This is a genomic window from Flavobacterium sp. UBA4197 (assembly GCF_002379575.1).
Classification (GTDB): domain Bacteria; phylum Bacteroidota; class Bacteroidia; order Flavobacteriales; family Flavobacteriaceae; genus Flavobacterium; species Flavobacterium inviolabile.
This window is the reverse complement of record NZ_DFUB01000031.1, coordinates 1-16,852: the sequence shown is the minus strand read 5'-3', so window position 1 is coordinate 16,852 and position 16,852 is coordinate 1. Positions and strand designations below refer to the sequence as shown.

The 16,852-nt window shown below is 40.6% G+C and carries 12 protein-coding genes; 9 read left to right on the top strand and 3 right to left on the bottom strand.

The window, feature by feature from the left end; all coding sequences use genetic code 11:
• The first annotated feature begins 273 nt into the window (after nt 1-273).
• The 5 genes from argS to B3394_RS15370 all read left to right on the top strand — a co-directional run bounded on the left by argS (nt 274) and on the right by B3394_RS15370 (nt 6,966).
• A complete protein-coding gene (argS, locus tag B3394_RS15390; protein ID WP_286926672.1) occupies nt 274-2,049 on the top strand; it encodes an arginine--tRNA ligase in 1,776 nt (591 codons plus the stop codon).
• A 30-nt stretch (nt 2,050-2,079) separates the two neighbouring features.
• Nucleotides 2,080-3,537 carry a hypothetical protein gene (locus B3394_RS15385; protein WP_177732789.1) on the top strand — a complete coding sequence of 486 codons (1,458 nt, stop codon included), beginning with the start codon at nt 2,080-2,082 and terminating at the stop codon, nt 3,535-3,537.
• The gene (locus B3394_RS15380; protein ID WP_286926641.1) at nt 3,527-4,948 is read left to right on the top strand and encodes a GDSL-type esterase/lipase family protein; all 1,422 of its coding nucleotides are present in this window, start codon (nt 3,527-3,529) and stop codon (nt 4,946-4,948) included. Before B3394_RS15385 ends, B3394_RS15380 begins: the two co-directional genes overlap by 11 nt.
• Nucleotides 4,949-4,962: 14 nt before the next feature.
• Nucleotides 4,963-6,648 carry an MBOAT family O-acyltransferase gene (locus B3394_RS15375; RefSeq protein ID WP_177732793.1) on the top strand — a complete coding sequence of 562 codons (1,686 nt, stop codon included), beginning with the start codon at nt 4,963-4,965 and terminating at the stop codon, nt 6,646-6,648.
• Between the two features lie 111 nt (nt 6,649-6,759).
• Complete coding sequence (locus tag B3394_RS15370; RefSeq protein ID WP_177732795.1) at nt 6,760-6,966, top strand: hypothetical protein; 207 nt, start codon at nt 6,760-6,762, stop codon at nt 6,964-6,966.
• A 242-nt stretch (nt 6,967-7,208) separates the two neighbouring features.
• Here B3394_RS15370 and B3394_RS15365 read toward each other — a convergent pair whose 3' ends face one another.
• The 3 genes from B3394_RS15365 to B3394_RS15355 form a co-directional block, all read right to left on the bottom strand.
• A complete protein-coding gene (locus tag B3394_RS15365; RefSeq protein WP_286926639.1) occupies nt 7,209-7,967 on the bottom strand; it encodes an SDR family oxidoreductase in 759 nt (252 codons plus the stop codon).
• 308 nt (nt 7,968-8,275) lie between these two features.
• A complete protein-coding gene (locus B3394_RS15360) occupies nt 8,276-9,229 on the bottom strand; it encodes a hypothetical protein (RefSeq protein WP_286926637.1) in 954 nt (317 codons plus the stop codon).
• Nucleotides 9,230-9,482: 253 nt separating this feature from the next.
• On the bottom strand, nt 9,483-10,754 hold the full coding sequence (locus B3394_RS15355) for an NAD(P)/FAD-dependent oxidoreductase (RefSeq protein ID WP_273246940.1): 1,272 nt from the start codon (nt 10,752-10,754) through the stop codon (nt 9,483-9,485).
• A gap of 393 nt (nt 10,755-11,147) precedes the next feature.
• Between B3394_RS15355 and ffh the strand changes: the two genes are divergently transcribed.
• The 4 genes from ffh to B3394_RS15335 form a co-directional block, all read left to right on the top strand.
• On the top strand, nt 11,148-12,485 hold the full coding sequence (gene ffh / locus B3394_RS15350) for a signal recognition particle protein (RefSeq protein ID WP_177732803.1): 1,338 nt from the start codon (nt 11,148-11,150) through the stop codon (nt 12,483-12,485).
• A 63-nt stretch (nt 12,486-12,548) separates the two neighbouring features.
• Nucleotides 12,549-13,439, top strand: a complete 891-nt coding sequence (locus B3394_RS15345; RefSeq protein ID WP_286926635.1) for a bifunctional 5,10-methylenetetrahydrofolate dehydrogenase/5,10-methenyltetrahydrofolate cyclohydrolase — start codon at nt 12,549-12,551, stop codon at nt 13,437-13,439.
• Between the two features lie 3 nt (nt 13,440-13,442).
• Nucleotides 13,443-13,937 carry a GNAT family N-acetyltransferase gene (locus B3394_RS15340; protein ID WP_286926634.1) on the top strand — a complete coding sequence of 165 codons (495 nt, stop codon included), beginning with the start codon at nt 13,443-13,445 and terminating at the stop codon, nt 13,935-13,937.
• Between the two features lie 160 nt (nt 13,938-14,097).
• A partial coding sequence (locus B3394_RS15335) for a M4 family metallopeptidase (protein ID WP_286926632.1) occupies nt 14,098-16,852 on the top strand: 2,755 nt, incomplete at its 3' end.

The window sequence follows — 16,852 nt, the reverse complement described above, 5'->3', positions numbered from 1 at the left end:
TTTGTTGCTGTTGCAAATGTATGGCTTTTTAAGCTAATTTGCATAACAAGGTACTGTTTTATACAAAATTTAACGAAAAATAAAGACTTCGCTAACGAAGAACCACTATGAATAGACAGAAAAAGGGGTGTTTTGTTACAAAAAATTTCAAAAAAAAGTTTCAATGTGAAATAAAAAATGTAACTGATTGGCTGTCAAAGGATATTTTTATTATTTTCAAATTTACAAATTGCTGAATTAAGCTTATCTTTGCACCCTTAAAAATAAATCACCATGACATTATCACAAATTCTTACGCCCCAGATACAAAAAGCGGTTCAGGCTTTATTTGATGTTACATTCGAAAAAGTTGAGTTTCAGGTAACACGCAGGGAGTTTGAAGGCGATATTACAATGGTAATTTTCCCGCTTTTAAAAGTAATCAAAAGCAATCCTGCAGAACTGGGAAGCAAAATAGGACAATATCTGGTAGACAATACTTCGGAAGTACAGGCTTTTAATGTGGTTTCCGGATTTTTGAATATCGTTATTGCCGATGCATATTACCTGGATTTCTTCGGGAAAATAAAAAACAATGAACAATATGGCTTTGTAACACCTAAAGAAGGTGAAAAAGCAATAATGGTGGAATACTCTTCACCCAATACGAACAAACCGTTACACTTGGGACACGTTCGTAACAACCTGTTGGGTTTTGCGGTTGCTGAAATTTTAAGAGCTTCCGGAAAAAAAGTATACAAAACACAGATCATTAACGACAGAGGGATCCATATTTGTAAATCCATGATTGCCTGGCAGAAATTCGGACAGGATCAGACTCCGGAAACTACCGGATTAAAAGGAGACAAACTGGTTGGAAACTTTTATGTGACTTTTGATAAAGAATATAAAAGTCAGATCAACGATTTGATGGCTCAGGGTAAAACCGAAGAAGAAGCAAAAAAACAGGCTCCAATTATTATTGAAGCTCAGGAAATGCTTCGCAAATGGGAAGCGGGTGATGCAGAAGTTGTAGCCTTGTGGAAAAAAATGAACCAGTGGGTTTATGACGGTTTTGCAGTTACCTATAAAAACCTGGGTGTGAATTTCGATAAAGAATACTACGAAAGCAATACCTATTTATTAGGGAAAGAAGTCGTACAGTTTGGATTGGAAAAAGGCATCTTTGAAAAAGATCCGGACGGTTCCGTCTGGATTGACCTTACAGCTGACGGACTGGACCGAAAAATCGTATTGCGATCAGACGGAACGGCGGTGTACATGACACAGGATATCGGAACGGCTATTCAGCGTGTGAAAGACTTCCCGGATGTAGGAGGAATGGTATATACTGTAGGTAACGAACAGGATTATCACTTTAAAGTGTTGTTCCTGATTCTTAAAAAACTGGGCTTTGACTGGGCGGAAAGCCTGTACCACTTATCATACGGTATGGTGGAATTGCCTACCGGAAAAATGAAATCGCGTGAAGGAACCGTTGTAGATGCCGATGAATTAATGGAAGAAATGACGGCAACGGCAAAAGCCATTTCGGAAGAATTAGGTAAGCTGGACGGTTATACGGATGCTGAAAAAGCAGAATTATATAAAGTTATCGGATTGGGGGCATTAAAATATTTTATGCTGAAAGTAGATCCTAAAAAAGGAATGATGTTCAATCCGGAAGAAACGGTAGATTTTGCCGGAAACACAGGACCGTTCATACAATATACCTATGCCAGAATCCAGTCGATATTGCGAAAAGCAGATTTCGACCTTTCCGGTACGACCATAACAGTATTGCACGAAAAAGAAAAAGAACTGCTAAAACAAGTTGAACTCTATCCGGAAATAATTCAGAATGCGGCGGCCAACCACAGTCCGGCGTTAATTGCGAATTATACATACGACCTGGTAAAAGAATACAACTCTTTCTATCAGACCGTTTCCATTTTAGGAGAAGAAGACTTAGATAAAAAAGTGTTCAGAGTACAATTATCCAAGAAAGTTGGAGAAACCATAAAGTCTGCTTTCGGACTTTTAGGGATCAGTGTGCCCGAGAGAATGTAATTCAGGATAAACGTTTAAAATAAAGAAGCGGTGAATCAGCCAAAATCATATTTTTTTCAATCGCTCACTATCATAGCCATTTCGATAGTAGCTTTTATTGCTTTCAAATCCTTTCTGCCAAAGAAACTCTTTACGGAAAAACCCGGAAGCTCCAAAAATGTGGTCATCGACAGTATGCTTTTGGAAGCTATTGAAAAAGATGCGCATCAAAATGAAGAAGATACTATCTCTATGCAGCCCATTAAATTTCAGGCTGTTGACGGTATCGTGTTTCCAACCGAAACATTCCAGGATTACAAAGGATTCCAGCATTTGGTTAACTTCTTTGAAAAACTATTCCAGCTGGAAACCAATCAGCAGGGAAATGTGCGTATTGCTTACTTTGGCGATTCCATGACCGATGGCGATATGATCGTACAGGATTTCAGAAGCAACTTCCAGACCCGTTTTGGCGGTAATGGAGTTGGCTTTGTAAACATCACTTCCGAATCGGCAGCATCCAGAGGATCCATCAAACACGAATTTTCAACCAACTGGAAAACGCAGTCCTATTTGAATATCAAACACCCGAAAAGTCCTTTCGGTGTAAACGGACACGTTTTCTTTGCCAACGATACTGCCCATGTGGAATGGGTGAAGTATAAAGCCAGCAATCTGAAAAACCTTTCGGAACTGTATAATCCAACCCTTTTTTACGGTCGATCCGGAAACAAAGAAGGAAAGATCGCTTATAAAGTTGGCAACGATACGATTTACAAAAAACTGAACCCGTCGCGATTGGTCAACACCATGACTATCGGGAATACAACAAAGAGTTTAAAAGTCGATTTCGTAAAAGCGGACTCCATTCCGGTTTATGGCTTCAATTTTGACGATGGTAAAGGCGTACATGTCGATAACTTTTCAAACAGAGGAAACTCCGGTTTGCCTATCACTACTTTCAATACCGATGTTATGCGTCAGTTCCAGGAAAAACTGGGATATGACCTGATCGTATTGCATTACGGAACCAATGTACTGAACTACGGTTCTTACAATTACGGCTGGTACGAACGCAAAATGAACGCAGTGGTGAATCATTTAAAAGAATGCTTCCCGGGTGTTGCAATTCTGATCGTATCCACAGCCGACAAGTCGACCAAATACGACCTGGAAATGAAAACCGATTCGGCAGTAGTGCCGCTAACGGTTGCCCAGAAAAAATATGCGGTTCAGTCGGAAGCCGGTTTTATCAACCTGTATACGCTGATGGGCGGTGACGGTTCGATGGTTAAATGGGTGGAAGAAGTTCCGGCAGCGGCCAATAAAGATTACACACACTTCAATCACAGAGGTGCTAAAAAAATATCCGATTTAATTTATAACCAGATCAGTCAGGGATACGAACAGTACAAAAAACTGAGAGCCAAAAGAAAAGCTCCGGTGGCCAAGCCGTTAGTAAAGAAAGACAGCGTTATGGTGAAAAAAGATACCACTCATGTTGAATAAACTTTGTTTTGTACTGCTGTACCTGTTTTTTACCGGTCCCGCTGCTGCACAGGTAGTCGATTCTACGGAAGTAGTACTCGATACGCTGATGGTTGAAGAACCGGTGGTTTACGGCGAAAATGCAATCGCGAATCAGAAAGCACTGCAAAAGTTTTTTGACAAACTGTACCAGCTGGAAACAACCAAAACCGGAAAAGTAAATATTGTCCATATTGGCGATTCCCATATTCAGGCCGACTTGTTTACCGGTGTGATCCGCAAAGCATTGCAGGACAAATTTGGAAATGCCGGACTGGGATTCTCTTTTCCGTACAACCTGGCTAAAACAAACGGAAGTTATTATGTGCGGTATTCGTCAAACGAATCATGGAACAGCTACCGGAATATTTACCCGGTAAACGGTGCTCCGGTGGGATTAAGCGGAATCGGACTCACAACCAGGACCAAGGACTTTGCAATCGAGATTAATGTAAAAGATCCGGCTTACGAATTCAATACCTTAAAAATTGTTACCCCGCAGAAACAAAACCTGTTTGATGTGGCTACCAGTTCCAAAACAATAGTGCTGGAATCCAACGTCCCTAAAAAAATCAACCACAAGATTAAAAAAGGCGAAGCGATTTCCATTATAGCCGATAAATACAATGTGTCCGTTGCCGAGATCAAACGTGCCAACGGTCTGAAAAATAATAACATTCGTGCCGGGAAAGTATTGCGGATCCCTACGAATGAAATGCAGAAAAAAAGTATCAAACGCTCCGAATTTATTCCGTTGTCCCTAACGGAAGAAACCAATGCGTTTAGTTATACTTCGGAAGAGGCCATAAAAAAAATATACCTGCTGCCCAATAAAAAAGCATCGCAGTTTGCTTTAAACGGACTGGTATTCGGGAAAAATGCACCCGGAGTGGTCTATAGCAGTATTGGTGTTAACGGTGCTAAATTCTCCGACTATAACAAATACCCGCTGTTCTTTGAACAGGTCCCGGTATTGCAGCCCGATCTTTTGGTCGTGTCGCTGGGAACGAATGAAACGTTCGATAAAATGGAAATGGCGGCCTATATGAGTCAGTTGAACCAGTTTATTGAAAACATCAGACAGAAAAATCCTGATGTTGAAATTTTAGTCATGACACCGCCTCCGTCATTATTATACAGACGTTCGTTAAATACGTATGCTGCGGATTATGCTAAAGAAATCAATGTGCAGGCAGAAATGCGGAACCATGCTTCCTGGGATTTGTTTTCCATTTTCGGAGGATTGTATGGTGTGAACAAAAATTACAGACAAGGATTAATGGCAGGAGATAAAGTGCATTATTCCAAAGCCGGATATGAAAAACAAGGCACGCTTTTCACAGAAGCCTTATTGCAAGCCTACGAGAGTTATAAATTAAGTACGAAAAATTGATTACGTTTTTGAATATGCAAGATTGGTTCGCCCAAAATATAACGTCGCTTTTCACCAGCCTTACTGCCGAAACAGTAAAAAATTGGTTTATTTACAATCCTAAAGAACCGTTGTTATTCAATACCGGTTTGTTCCTGGGACTGTTTTTGGTTTTTTACAGTGTGTATATCCTGACCCGGAAGACATTCCACCTGAGACTGGTTTACGTGATCTGTTTCTCCCTGTTTTTCTATTATAAATCCAGCGGTATCTACTTCCTGTTACTGCTTGCTTCTTCTGTAGTGGACTATAACCTGGGAAATATATTGCACCGGGAGAGCAGGGTACTGACTAAAAAGCTCTACCTGGCATTCAGTGTGATTCTGAACCTGAGTTTCTTGGGGTATTTCAAATACACGAACTTTATTATTGAAAACTATAACGCCCTTTCCGGCGGACATCTGGATTTTCAGAAAATCATTTTACCGGTAGGTATTTCGTTTTACACCTTTCAGTCAATCAGTTATATCATAGAAGTATACCGTAAGGAAATCGAGCCGACCAAGAGCTATATCGATTACCTCTTTTTCGTATCCTTCTTCCCGCAATTAGTTGCCGGACCGATCGTTCGTGCCAAAGACTTTTTGCCACAGATCTATCAGAAACTGAATCTGACCAAAGACGATGTCAACAGAGCTTTGCTGTTAATCATTGGCGGATTGGTTAAAAAAACGGTTATTTCCGATTATATCTCGATCAACTTTGTCGACCGTGTTTTTGATGCACCGTCCAGTTATACCGCTTTCGAAAACCTGATGGCTTCCTATGGTTATGCCATTCAGATTTACTGTGATTTTTCCGGTTATTCAGATATGGCTATCGGGGTGGCATTGTTGTTAGGATTTAAATTGCCAACCAACTTCCGCACACCGTATCAGTCGGCATCCATTACCGAATTCTGGAGAAGATGGCATATTTCGTTATCCACCTGGTTAAAAGACTTTTTATACATACCGGTAGGAGGGAACCGTAACGGTACTTTCGCAGGATTCCTGTTTCCGGCATTGTTTTTCTTCGGACTGATTGTTTGGGGAATCACCTATGCACCAACCAGTAACATCCCGTTGATCATTGCGGTATGTTCTTTAGTGGTTTTCTCGCTGACGTTTCTATTGTCTAAAGACAGAGAGCGCAATATGTTTACAAACGTAAACCTGTTAACCACGATGTTATTGGGCGGATTATGGCATGGGGCAAGCTTGCGTTTTATCATCTGGGGTGCTTTACACGGAGTAGCCCTGGCGGTACATAAAATATTTATTGAATTCTTCCCGTCAAAACAGGATTCGAAAAAAACTTTCGGAGGAGCAATCTGGACGTTCTTTGCCGTGATTCTGACATTCCACTTTGTGACCTTTTGCTGGATTTTCTTCCGTGCGAAAGATTTTACAACAGCTTTGGAAGTGATTGGAAACATTGGTAAGGTAACCTTCGAACCGGAACATTGGAAAGTTATTGCCGAAGGATATAAAAACGTATTCATTTTAATGGCAATCGGATTCATCTGGCATTTCCTGCCGGAAAAAGTGGTCAATGCCATGCAGGGGGCTTTCAGAGCCTTGCCATTAGTGCTAAAAGCAATTATATTGGGATTGGTTTACTGGTTGGTTTATGCTACGGCATCTGCAGGACCGCAGCCGTTTATTTACTTCCAGTTTTAAATTATAAGGAAAAATTAAGAAATAGAAATAAGGATACTTCCGTTTTTTTGCTAAATTTGGAGCAATTCAAAAAGAATCGAAACAGAAATCTAATATTTAAAATACAAAACAATGAAAAAATTAATGGCAATTGCAGCGGTAGCGCTTTTTACAGTTTCAATGAATGTTAATGCTCAGGAGCAAAAACCAAAAGACAAAAAAGAGTGCTGTTCAGCTAAAGGAAAAGACACTAAAAAAGCAGCATGCTGCTCAGCTGATAAAGCTACAGCTAGCGCTGAGAAAAAAGCTTGTTGTTCAAAAGATGCTAAAAAAGCATAAGGAATAGTATTGTACAGAAAGAAAGCCGCTCATTGAGTGGCTTTTTTATTTTATAACCCGGGATGATAGTTAAAACGAAGTTATTATTTGCATGATGCTTTACAGTATGGTTTTACATCTTGATAATTGGTAAAAGATAAATTGGCAAAATGCAAAATGCAAAAAGCAAAAGGCAATTGTCCTTTGCCCTTTGCCCTTTGCTAATTACTTTTTACTAATTGCTATTTGCCCTTTGCTTTTTACTAATTCCCCTTTATCCTCGGAAAACCGCCGTCGACAAACACTTCGGTTCCGTGAATGAAGGAAGCTTCATCCGAGGCAAGAAACGTTACAACTTTTGCCACTTCCTGCGGCTGACCGAAACGGGCAAGCGGTACCTGCGGGAGCACATAATCCGTCATACCCTGATATTGTGCTGCTGTTAAATTGGAACGGTCAAAATAATTCGTAACAATTGGTCCCGGGCTAACGGCATTGATTCTGATTTGTTTCGCGGCTAATTCTGCGGCAAATGTTTTTACAAAAGACTGTACCGCTGCTTTGGCTGCCGAATAGACTGCAGCGTGCGGCATCCCGATCTCGGTTACTATGGAAGTGTTCAGGACAATACTTCCGCCGGCCTTCATTAATGGCAGTAGCTGCTGTACGGTAAATAGAGTACCTTTTACAAGTACATCGAACTGCTCGTCAAAATGATTTTCATCGATAGTTTCAATAGGAGCATATTTCCCAAAACCGGCATTAACATATAGTATGTCAATATGAGGACTGATTGCCAGTGTCTTTTTCGTCAGTTGCAATAAGTCGTCCATCTTTCCGGCATCGGAAACAAAACCTTTGGCCTGTCTGCCAAGCTCCTGCAGTGTAGTGGTTAGCGTGTCCTGGAAGCGCCCGGTAATAATCACCGAAGCACCGTTATTAATAAAATCTATAGCAGTAGCTTTCCCGATACCGCTGGTAGCACCGGTTATAAAGGCTACCTTACCGTTTAATTTTGTCATCGTTTTAAAGGTTTAAAGTGATGTTGCAAAATTGCTCCGGTTGCAGTTGTCATAAAACCCGATTCTTGCGGAATAGATGATGAAGTATGAAGTGAGATTTATGAAGTACGATGTATGAAGTATGAATATCATAGATTTAATTTCGTATATCAAACCTCGTAAATCTAATATTGATATAAGATATTTGAAGTATGAAGTGTGCGGGATGAAGTGTGCGGGATGAAGTGTGAGGGATGAAGTACGAAGAATGAATATCATATATCTAACTTCGTATATCAAACCTCATAAATCAAACCTCGTATCCAGATTTAATCCGGCATGGGTACCGGTTTATCACTAAGATGCTCGCCTAAATAATAATCATCAATAGCGAATTGATTATTTTTCCACGTTGCCTCTATTGATTTTGGAGTAGCGCTGTTCTGTTTGTATGAAATTGTTTTGGAATTTTCGTCAAAAGCAATGTTCAGGTAGCGGGAGCCGTAATGAGTGGCGATGGTCCGGTTGCTGGCCAAACGCAGATAGGCACGCTTGTCTGTAAATGCCTTTTTAGAAAAATCTTTAGTGTTTTCGGTAAAGGCATTTCCTTTAAAACCCTTAACGGAAGTCCAGTTTTGCATGTCTGATTCCAGTACGATGGCTCGTAGTCCATTATCACCCATATCTTCTACGATAAGAAGATGTTTGTCGTCAATTTTATTCAGCCTGTGAATAGGAGCATTGGAAGTTAGTGCAGCACCTTTGTAGACAATCTTATTGCTGGAAAGATCTTTCACATAGTAAGTGCCTTCTCCATTGGTACTGTAATAATATACCACATACTCTTTTCCATCCACTGTATACGGTTGCATATACATCGAAACAAAATTGGATAACTGATAATCATATAAACCATAAAAGGAAATGTTATAGTTCACATTGTTATCAAGAGATTTAACGGTTGGAATTCTTCTTTGATTGTTGAAATAATAGGAATATTGATTAAACCAATAGCTGCCGCCACCGCTTTTTGCCTGCTGTTTTAAATTGTCTAAGTTTTTACTGTCTTTGTTTAGTATAAAACGGATAAAGGCATCCTGAGCCTCTTTTTTTAGCTTAACGGTATTTAATGCTGTTTTGGGAATGGAATCGATTTTCCCTAAATCGTAATAAATAAAAAGCGTTAGCTTTTTTCGAAATGCTTCCAGTTCGTTCACTTGCGAAAAAGAATTTACAGTCGCAATAAGGAAAAGACCGGTATATAGTATTTTTCTGATTTTCATATTCAACTATTGAAGTTTTAATATTTTAAAGGATACTAAGGAAGGATATTTTTTTCTTATGTAAAAATAAAATAGTGTAAAACTTCAAAGTGCTGGAATTTAGGAAGATATTTAAAGTACGAGGTAAGAAGTAAGATATTAGAAATTAGAAATATGAGGGATATATATATCGTAAATTATACTTCATACTTCTAATATTTAAAGGATGTATATCGTAAATCAAACCTCATACTTCATAAATTAAACCTCACACCTAAGACGATGTATCTCCGTTTTTACCCGGGCGGATAATCATACGCAGAGGCTGGTCTTTAGAAAAATAAGCCACGGTCCAGTTGTATAACGTTTGTAATCGGTTGCGGTAAGTCACTAAAGACATTAAGTGAATAAACAACCATACCAGCCATGCAAAGAAACCGTTAAAATGCACTTTTGGTTTTTCTAAATCCACAACCGCTTTGTTTTTACCGATAATCGCCATCGATCCCATATCGTTATAGCTAAAAGGCGTTAAAGGTTTGTTCGAAACCATCGCCTTAAAGTTTTTAGCCAAATGAAGCGCCTGCTGTATGGCTACCTGAGCCAGCTGCGGATGCCCGTTCGGGAATTGCGGATCGGTAACCTGTAGGCAGGTATCGCCCACAGCATATATATTCGGGAATAAAGTCAGTTTGTTGTGCTCGTCTACCAGCATACGTCGGCCACGGCCGTAAGCTTCCGCCGGAATACCGTCAAAAACTTTTGCGCTCACTCCGGCTGCCCAGATCAGGATTTCTGTTTTTATCGTTTTACCGTCGGCAAAATAAACAGTGCCGTCTGTATAATCTTTAACCTGTGAATTCAAACGTACTTTTACACCCAGATCCGTCAGGGCTTTGTAGGTGTTTTGCTGTGATTTGACACTCATCGGCGCCAATACCGCCGAACCGCCGTCCACCAGGTAAATATCGCTTAGTGTTGTTGCCAATTCCGGATATTCCTTTCGCATGATCCCGTTTCGCATTTCGGCAAACATTCCGGAAAGCTCTACTCCGGTAGGGCCGCCGCCGGCCACGACTATCGTCAATAACTGTCTTCGTCTTCGCGGATCTTCACAAATAGCGGCTTTCTCCATTTGCTGTAGCAAACGGTTACGCATCTCCACGGCATCCGTCAGCGTTTTCATCGGAATGGCATTTTTCTGTACGTTCTCCATACCGAAATAATTACTCTCCGCTCCGGTGGAAAAAACCAACTGGTCGTATTCCAGTTCTCCATTGGAAAGAATCACTTTATTCGCGGCGGCATCCACCCGAATCAATTCGGCAAGGCGGAACGTGATGTTCTTTTTGCCAAAAAACAACTTCCGGAAAGGATAGCTGATGCTCGAAGGTTCCAGGAAAGCCGTAGCCACCTGATAGATCAAAGGGGGGAAGAAATTATAATTGTTTTTGTCAACTAATGTAACCTGAAAATCCTTATTGTTGGCCAGGCTTTTTGCCAGATTGATACCTGCAAAACCACCGCCTATTATTACTATTTTCATATTAATGTGATTTTAAAAACACGGACTGTTTTATAAGCCATATTCGTGTTAATGCTTTACACTATAAATTTATCCCTTTTAAAACGGATGACCAATTGAAAAGCTGACTTTTGGATTAATATTAAGAAAAATTTAGCGTTTGAGTAAAATTGCAGACAATGCAGTAAAAAAAATCCGGTATTCTATAATTTCATTGCAAAAAGTATAATACCGGATTGGAGTTGTTTTTGATGAAAAATTGCTTTGCAAACAGGTCAAAAAACAAACCGTAAAACGAACAATTCACAAAACAATAACACTACCGGTACAATTCCTGTTTTTTTATCAAATGAATCTGTGAAACTTCAAAATCAAATTCTTAAATTTGCACCTCATTAAACGAAACACAAAATCATGTTTGATAATTTAAGTGATAAACTCGATAAAGCCTTTCATATATTAAAAGGTCATGGAAAAATTACAGAAGTAAACGTTGCCGATACCTTAAAAGAAGTTCGAAGAGCTTTATTGGATGCCGACGTTAACTTTAAAATTGCCAAAGATTTTACCACTAGAGTAAAGGAAAAAGCAATAGGTGAAGATGTATTGACTACGTTACAGCCGGGACAATTAATGGTTAAGATCGTTAAAGACGAATTAACCGAATTAATGGGTGGTGATGTAGCAGGTGTGAATCTTTCCGGAAACCCTTCTGTGATTTTGATGTCTGGTTTACAAGGATCCGGTAAGACAACCTTCTCCGGAAAATTGGCAAACTTCCTGAAAACAAAGAAAAACAAAAAACCGTTATTGGTTGCTTGTGATATCTACCGTCCTGCGGCAATTAACCAGTTGCATGTAGTGGGAGAACAAATCGGAGTAGAAGTATATTCCGAACCTGAAAATAAAAACCCGGTTCAGATTGCTCAAAATGCAATCCAGCATGCGAAAGCAAACGGATTCAATGTGGTTATCGTCGATACAGCCGGACGTTTGGCGGTTGACGAGGAAATGATGACCGAAATTGCTAACGTTCACAAAGCAATCCAGCCGCAGGAAACACTATTCGTAGTGGATGCCATGACCGGACAGGATGCGGTGAATACAGCAAAAGCATTCAACGACCGTTTGAACTTTGACGGGGTGATCCTGACCAAATTAGATGGTGATACCCGTGGTGGAGCAGCGATTTCTATTAAATCGGTAGTAAACAAACCGATTAAATTCATCGGTACCGGTGAAAAAATGGAAGCAATCGATGTGTTCTATCCTTCCCGTATGGCCGACCGTATTTTAGGTATGGGGGATGTGGTATCCTTAGTAGAAAGAGCGCAGGAGCAATATGACGAAGAAGAAGCCAGAAAACTACAAAAGAAAATCGCTAAAAACGAATTCGGTTTTGACGATTTCCTGACACAAATACAGCAGGTTAAGAAAATGGGTAACATGAAAGACCTTGTCGGAATGATACCCGGAGCCGGAAAAGCCCTTAAAGATGTAGAAATTGAAGACGATGCTTTCAAACACATTGAAGCGATTATCCACTCGATGACACCATCCGAAAGACAGAAACCGGCATTACTGGATGCAAAAAGAAAAACCAGAATTGCAAAAGGTTCCGGGACCAACATCCAGCAGGTTAACCAACTGCTGAAACAATTCGACCAGATGAGCAAAATGATGAAGATGATGCAGGGAGCAGGAGGGAAAAACCTGATGCGAATGATGGGAGGAATGAAAGGAATGAGATAAAATAAAGACGCGATTTGTCGCGTCTTCTTTTTTACATAAAAACAACAACACAAATACACAGGAATGCAACTACTAGACGGAAAAAAGGTTTCGGACGAAATCAAAAATGAAATTGCTGCCGAAGTGCAGAAAATGAAAGACAACAACGAAAAAGTGCCTCACCTGGCAGCGGTTATCGTTGGTAATGACGGAGCGAGTCTTACGTATGTGGGCAGTAAAGTAAAAGCATGCGAAAAAGTAGGCTTTGAATCTACTTTAGTAAAAATGCCCAGTACGACTTCAGAAACCGAATTGCTGAAAAAAATCAAGGAACTGAATGAAGACGACAATATCGACGGATTCATCGTACAGTTGCCGTTACCGGATCAGATTGATACCCAAAAAGTATTGATGGCTATCGATCCAAGCAAAGACGTAGACGGTTTCCATCCGGAAAACTTCGGTAAAATGGCTTTGGATATGACAACTTTCATTCCGGCAACACCATTTGGAATTCTGGAATTACTGGAGCGCTACAACGTAGAAACAAAAGGAAAGCATACGGTGGTAATCGGAAGAAGCCACATTGTAGGAAGACCGATGAGTATTTTAATGGGAAGAAAAGGATTTCCGGGCAACTCAACCGTGACGCTAACACACAGCCATACTAAAAACATCACGCAAATCACCAGTCAGGCCGATATTATCATTACCGCTTTGGGTGTACCAAACTACCTGAAAGCAGAAATGGTAAAAGACGATGTGGTTATTATCGACGTGGGAATTACCCGTGTTGCAGATGAAAGAGCTGAAAAAGGTTATGTGATTACCGGAGATGTTGATTTTGATAACGTTAGCAAAAAAGCCTCTTTTATCACACCGGTTCCGGGTGGTGTAGGACCAATGACTATCGCCATGCTAATGAAAAACACCTTATTAGCAAGAGAACAAAAAAGATTAAAAACAGCATTATAATATATGATTATTACCAGAGTAATATCTTCAGATCAGCTGCAAACCGTCAGGGATCTGGCTTATGCTATCTGGCCGGATGCTTACGGAACCATTTTGTCGGAGCAGCAACTGGCTTATATGCTTGATAAAATATATGCAATTCCGTCATTGGAAAAGCAAATGGAATCAAGGCATGTTTTTCTGTTAGCAGAAGAAGACGGTGTTTTTTACGGATTTGCTTCTTATGAAGTGAATTACCAGAATTCCGGAAAAACCAAACTTCACAAAATATACGTTCAGCCGCAAACGCAGGGTAAAGGAGTTGGAAAAACATTATTGGCAGCAGTGGAAGAAGCGGTAAAGCTTAACGAAAACCAGGCATTGCTTTTAAATGTTAACCGCTACAACAAAGCCATTGCGTTTTATAAAAAGAACGGATTTGAAGTAATAGCAGAAGAAGACATCGATATTGGCAACGGCTATCTGATGGAAGATTACATCATGGAAAAACCATTTTAGAAATATAAAAAACCCAGGATCAGCATCTTGGGTTTTTTATTGCCCGGATTTAAGATACACTTATGGTGTAGTAGTGGACGGTCATTTTGCGGTTAATGAAATAAATTTGATAGTGTTTTTATAACACAAAGTTTAAATTTTAACCAAAATTACCGAAAAAATGAAAAAAAATCTACTAAAAGGGTATGTGCTGCCGGTTGTGGCAGCCATGCTGGCGCTTTCGTCCCATGCCCAGGACAAAAGAGGGGTGAAAGAAAAAGTAATCGGAGAAAATGGTTTGCCCAAACTGATTGTTTTCGATGAAAAAGCAACCTACAAACAGAATGATGCTCAAAAGGTTTTTCAGGAACAATTGGGACTAAAAGAAAATGCCTCCTTTGCAAGGATCAGATCGGAAGCCGATAACCTGGGTTTTACACACGAAAAATACCAGCTCTTTTTTCAGGGCGTGAAAATCGAATTTGCAACTTATACATTACACTCAAAATCCGGGAAACTGGAATCCATGAGTGGTGAATTTTATAAACTTAACAATATTAATGTAGCACCGGCTTTATCAAAAACGCAGGCTTTGCAGCGGGCAATGATCCATACCGGGGCGGTCAAATACCTTTGGGATGATCCACAGTCTGCCGCGGCACTGGGATATACAAAGCCGGAGGGCGAACTGGTACTGCTTCCGGTTTTTGAAGGGGAAAGTACGGCAAAAGACCAGTTGCGCCTGGCGTATAAATTTGATATCTATGCGGTAGAGCCGATCAGCAGAGGTGATCTGTATATCGATGCGGTAACCGGAAAGGCGTTGTTTTACAATGCGACGATAAAACACGCAACACATTTCGGACATACTTCGGACGGATTGGTGTTGCCCAAGAAAAATTGCGGACACAATCATGCTGCAGATAACGAAAAAGCGGCAACTGCTCTACAGAAAATGGTTGCCGGAAATGCAGCAACCCGTTATAGCGGAGCGCAAACCATTGAAACAACGTTAAGCGGAAGTGTTTATATTTTAAAAGATGCCACCCGGGGTAACGGAATCAATACCTATAACCTGCAAACCGGTTCCAACTTTGGTGCGGCAATCAACTTTCAGGATAATGATAATAACTGGACAACGGCAGAACACAGTGTCAATAAAAACAATGCCGCATTGGATGCCCATTGGGGAGCTGAAAAAACCTATGATTACTGGCAGGCAAAACACGGAAGAAACAGTTATAACAATAGCGGAGCGGCGATAAACAGTTATGTGCATTACCAATACAAACTGGATAATGCCTACTGGAACGGAAGTGCAATGCTGTATGGTGACGGAAGTGATACCTACTTTGATGCTTTAACGGCTTTGGATGTTGCCGGACACGAAATTGGCCACGCCGTTTGTACCTATACAGCCAATCTGGCTTATCAAAGAGAATCCGGAGCCATGAATGAAGGCTTTTCCGATATTTGGGGAGCGGCAGTGGAATATTATGCCGCACCGAATAAAGCTACCTGGCTGATAGGGGAAGATATCGAAAGAAGATCCGGTCATGCAGCACTGCGTTCCATGAGTAATCCGAAAAGTGAAGGACAGCCCAATACGTATGGCGGAACCTACTGGGTAAATCCGAACTGTGGAACGCCAACACTATCCAATGATTATTGCGGAGTACATACCAATAGCGGAGTATTAAACCATTGGTTCTATATCCTGGCAGTGGGGAAATCAGGTACGAACGACATCGGAAGTACTTATAATGTAACCGGAATCACGATTGACAAAGCGGCAAAAATTGCATATCGTCTGGAAAGTGTCTATTTATCGGCTAATTCCACCTTTGCCAATGCAAGAACTTATGGTATCCAGGCGGCAGTTGATTTATACGGAGCGGGATCGGCTGAAGTTATTGCAACTACAAACGCCTTTTATGCTGTTGGAATCGGTGCGGCCTATGCCGGAACGACCGATACGACAGCACCAACCGCACCGGCGAATTTAGTAGCCTCCAATATTACAGCCAATAGTGTGGTCCTGACCTGGAATGCCGCTACCGATAATGTAGCGGTTACCGGATACAATATATATAATGGTACAAATCTGGTAACAACTGTAACCGGATTAACCACAACTGTGACCGGGCTGACGGCTTCAACGGCTTATACCTTTTCGGTAAAGGCAAAAGATGCTGCCGGAAATCTGTCGGTATCCGGTAATGCTGTTTCGGTAACAACGGCCGCCGGAAGCGGAACGGCCTATTGTACTTCTAAAGGAAGTAATGTTTCTTATGAGTATATCGATTATGTAGCGCTGAATAATATGGTGAATACGACAGCATCCAATTCCGGTTATGGAAACTTTACCAATTTAGTAGCTAATTTACCTTATGGAGCAAACACTATATATATAAGTGCAGGATTTGCCAGTACAGCTTATACCGAATACTGGAATATTTGGATTGACTACAACAAAAACGGAACTTTTGAAACTTCCGAAAAAGTTGTTGCCGGATCTTCGGCGAGTAATGCAACCCTGTCGGCAACCTTTACAGTACCCACAACAGCATCAGCCGGAACGACCCGTATGAGAGTTTCGATGAAATATGGAGCAGATGCTACGGCATGTGAAACATTTTCTTATGGTGAAGTGGAAGATTATACAGTTAATATAGGTGCGGCAGCCATTCAAAATACGATTGCTGCAAATATATTAGGTAGTGAAAAGAATAATTTTGATTTTGTTTTATACCCGAATCCGGTAAATGAAGTGCTGAAAGTCACTTTGGCAGACAGCAGACCGGTAATTTTTCGCGTTATAAACCTGTTGGGACAAGAAATACAGCAGGGAGAATTGACCGATGAAGGAATAAATATGGCTAAATTAAACGCCGGAACATATTTATTTGAGATAAATGACGGTCAAAAAGTAGTCA

Coding starts and splice junctions, on each gene's coding strand:
- argS (WP_286926672.1), top strand. CDS start 274: ATGACATTATCACAAATTCTTACGCCCCAGATACAAAAAGCGGTTCAG.
- B3394_RS15380 (WP_286926641.1), top strand. CDS start 3,527: ATGTTGAATAAACTTTGTTTTGTACTGCTGTACCTGTTTTTTACCGGT.
- B3394_RS15375 (WP_177732793.1), top strand. CDS start 4,963: ATGCAAGATTGGTTCGCCCAAAATATAACGTCGCTTTTCACCAGCCTT.
- B3394_RS15370 (WP_177732795.1), top strand. CDS start 6,760: ATGAAAAAATTAATGGCAATTGCAGCGGTAGCGCTTTTTACAGTTTCA.
- B3394_RS15365 (WP_286926639.1), bottom strand. CDS start 7,967: ATGACAAAATTAAACGGTAAGGTAGCCTTTATAACCGGTGCTACCAGC.
- B3394_RS15360 (WP_286926637.1), bottom strand. CDS start 9,229: ATGAAAATCAGAAAAATACTATATACCGGTCTTTTCCTTATTGCGACT.
- B3394_RS15355 (WP_273246940.1), bottom strand. CDS start 10,754: ATGAAAATAGTAATAATAGGCGGTGGTTTTGCAGGTATCAATCTGGCA.
- ffh (WP_177732803.1), top strand. CDS start 11,148: ATGTTTGATAATTTAAGTGATAAACTCGATAAAGCCTTTCATATATTA.
- B3394_RS15345 (WP_286926635.1), top strand. CDS start 12,549: ATGCAACTACTAGACGGAAAAAAGGTTTCGGACGAAATCAAAAATGAA.
- B3394_RS15340 (WP_286926634.1), top strand. CDS start 13,443: ATGATTATTACCAGAGTAATATCTTCAGATCAGCTGCAAACCGTCAGG.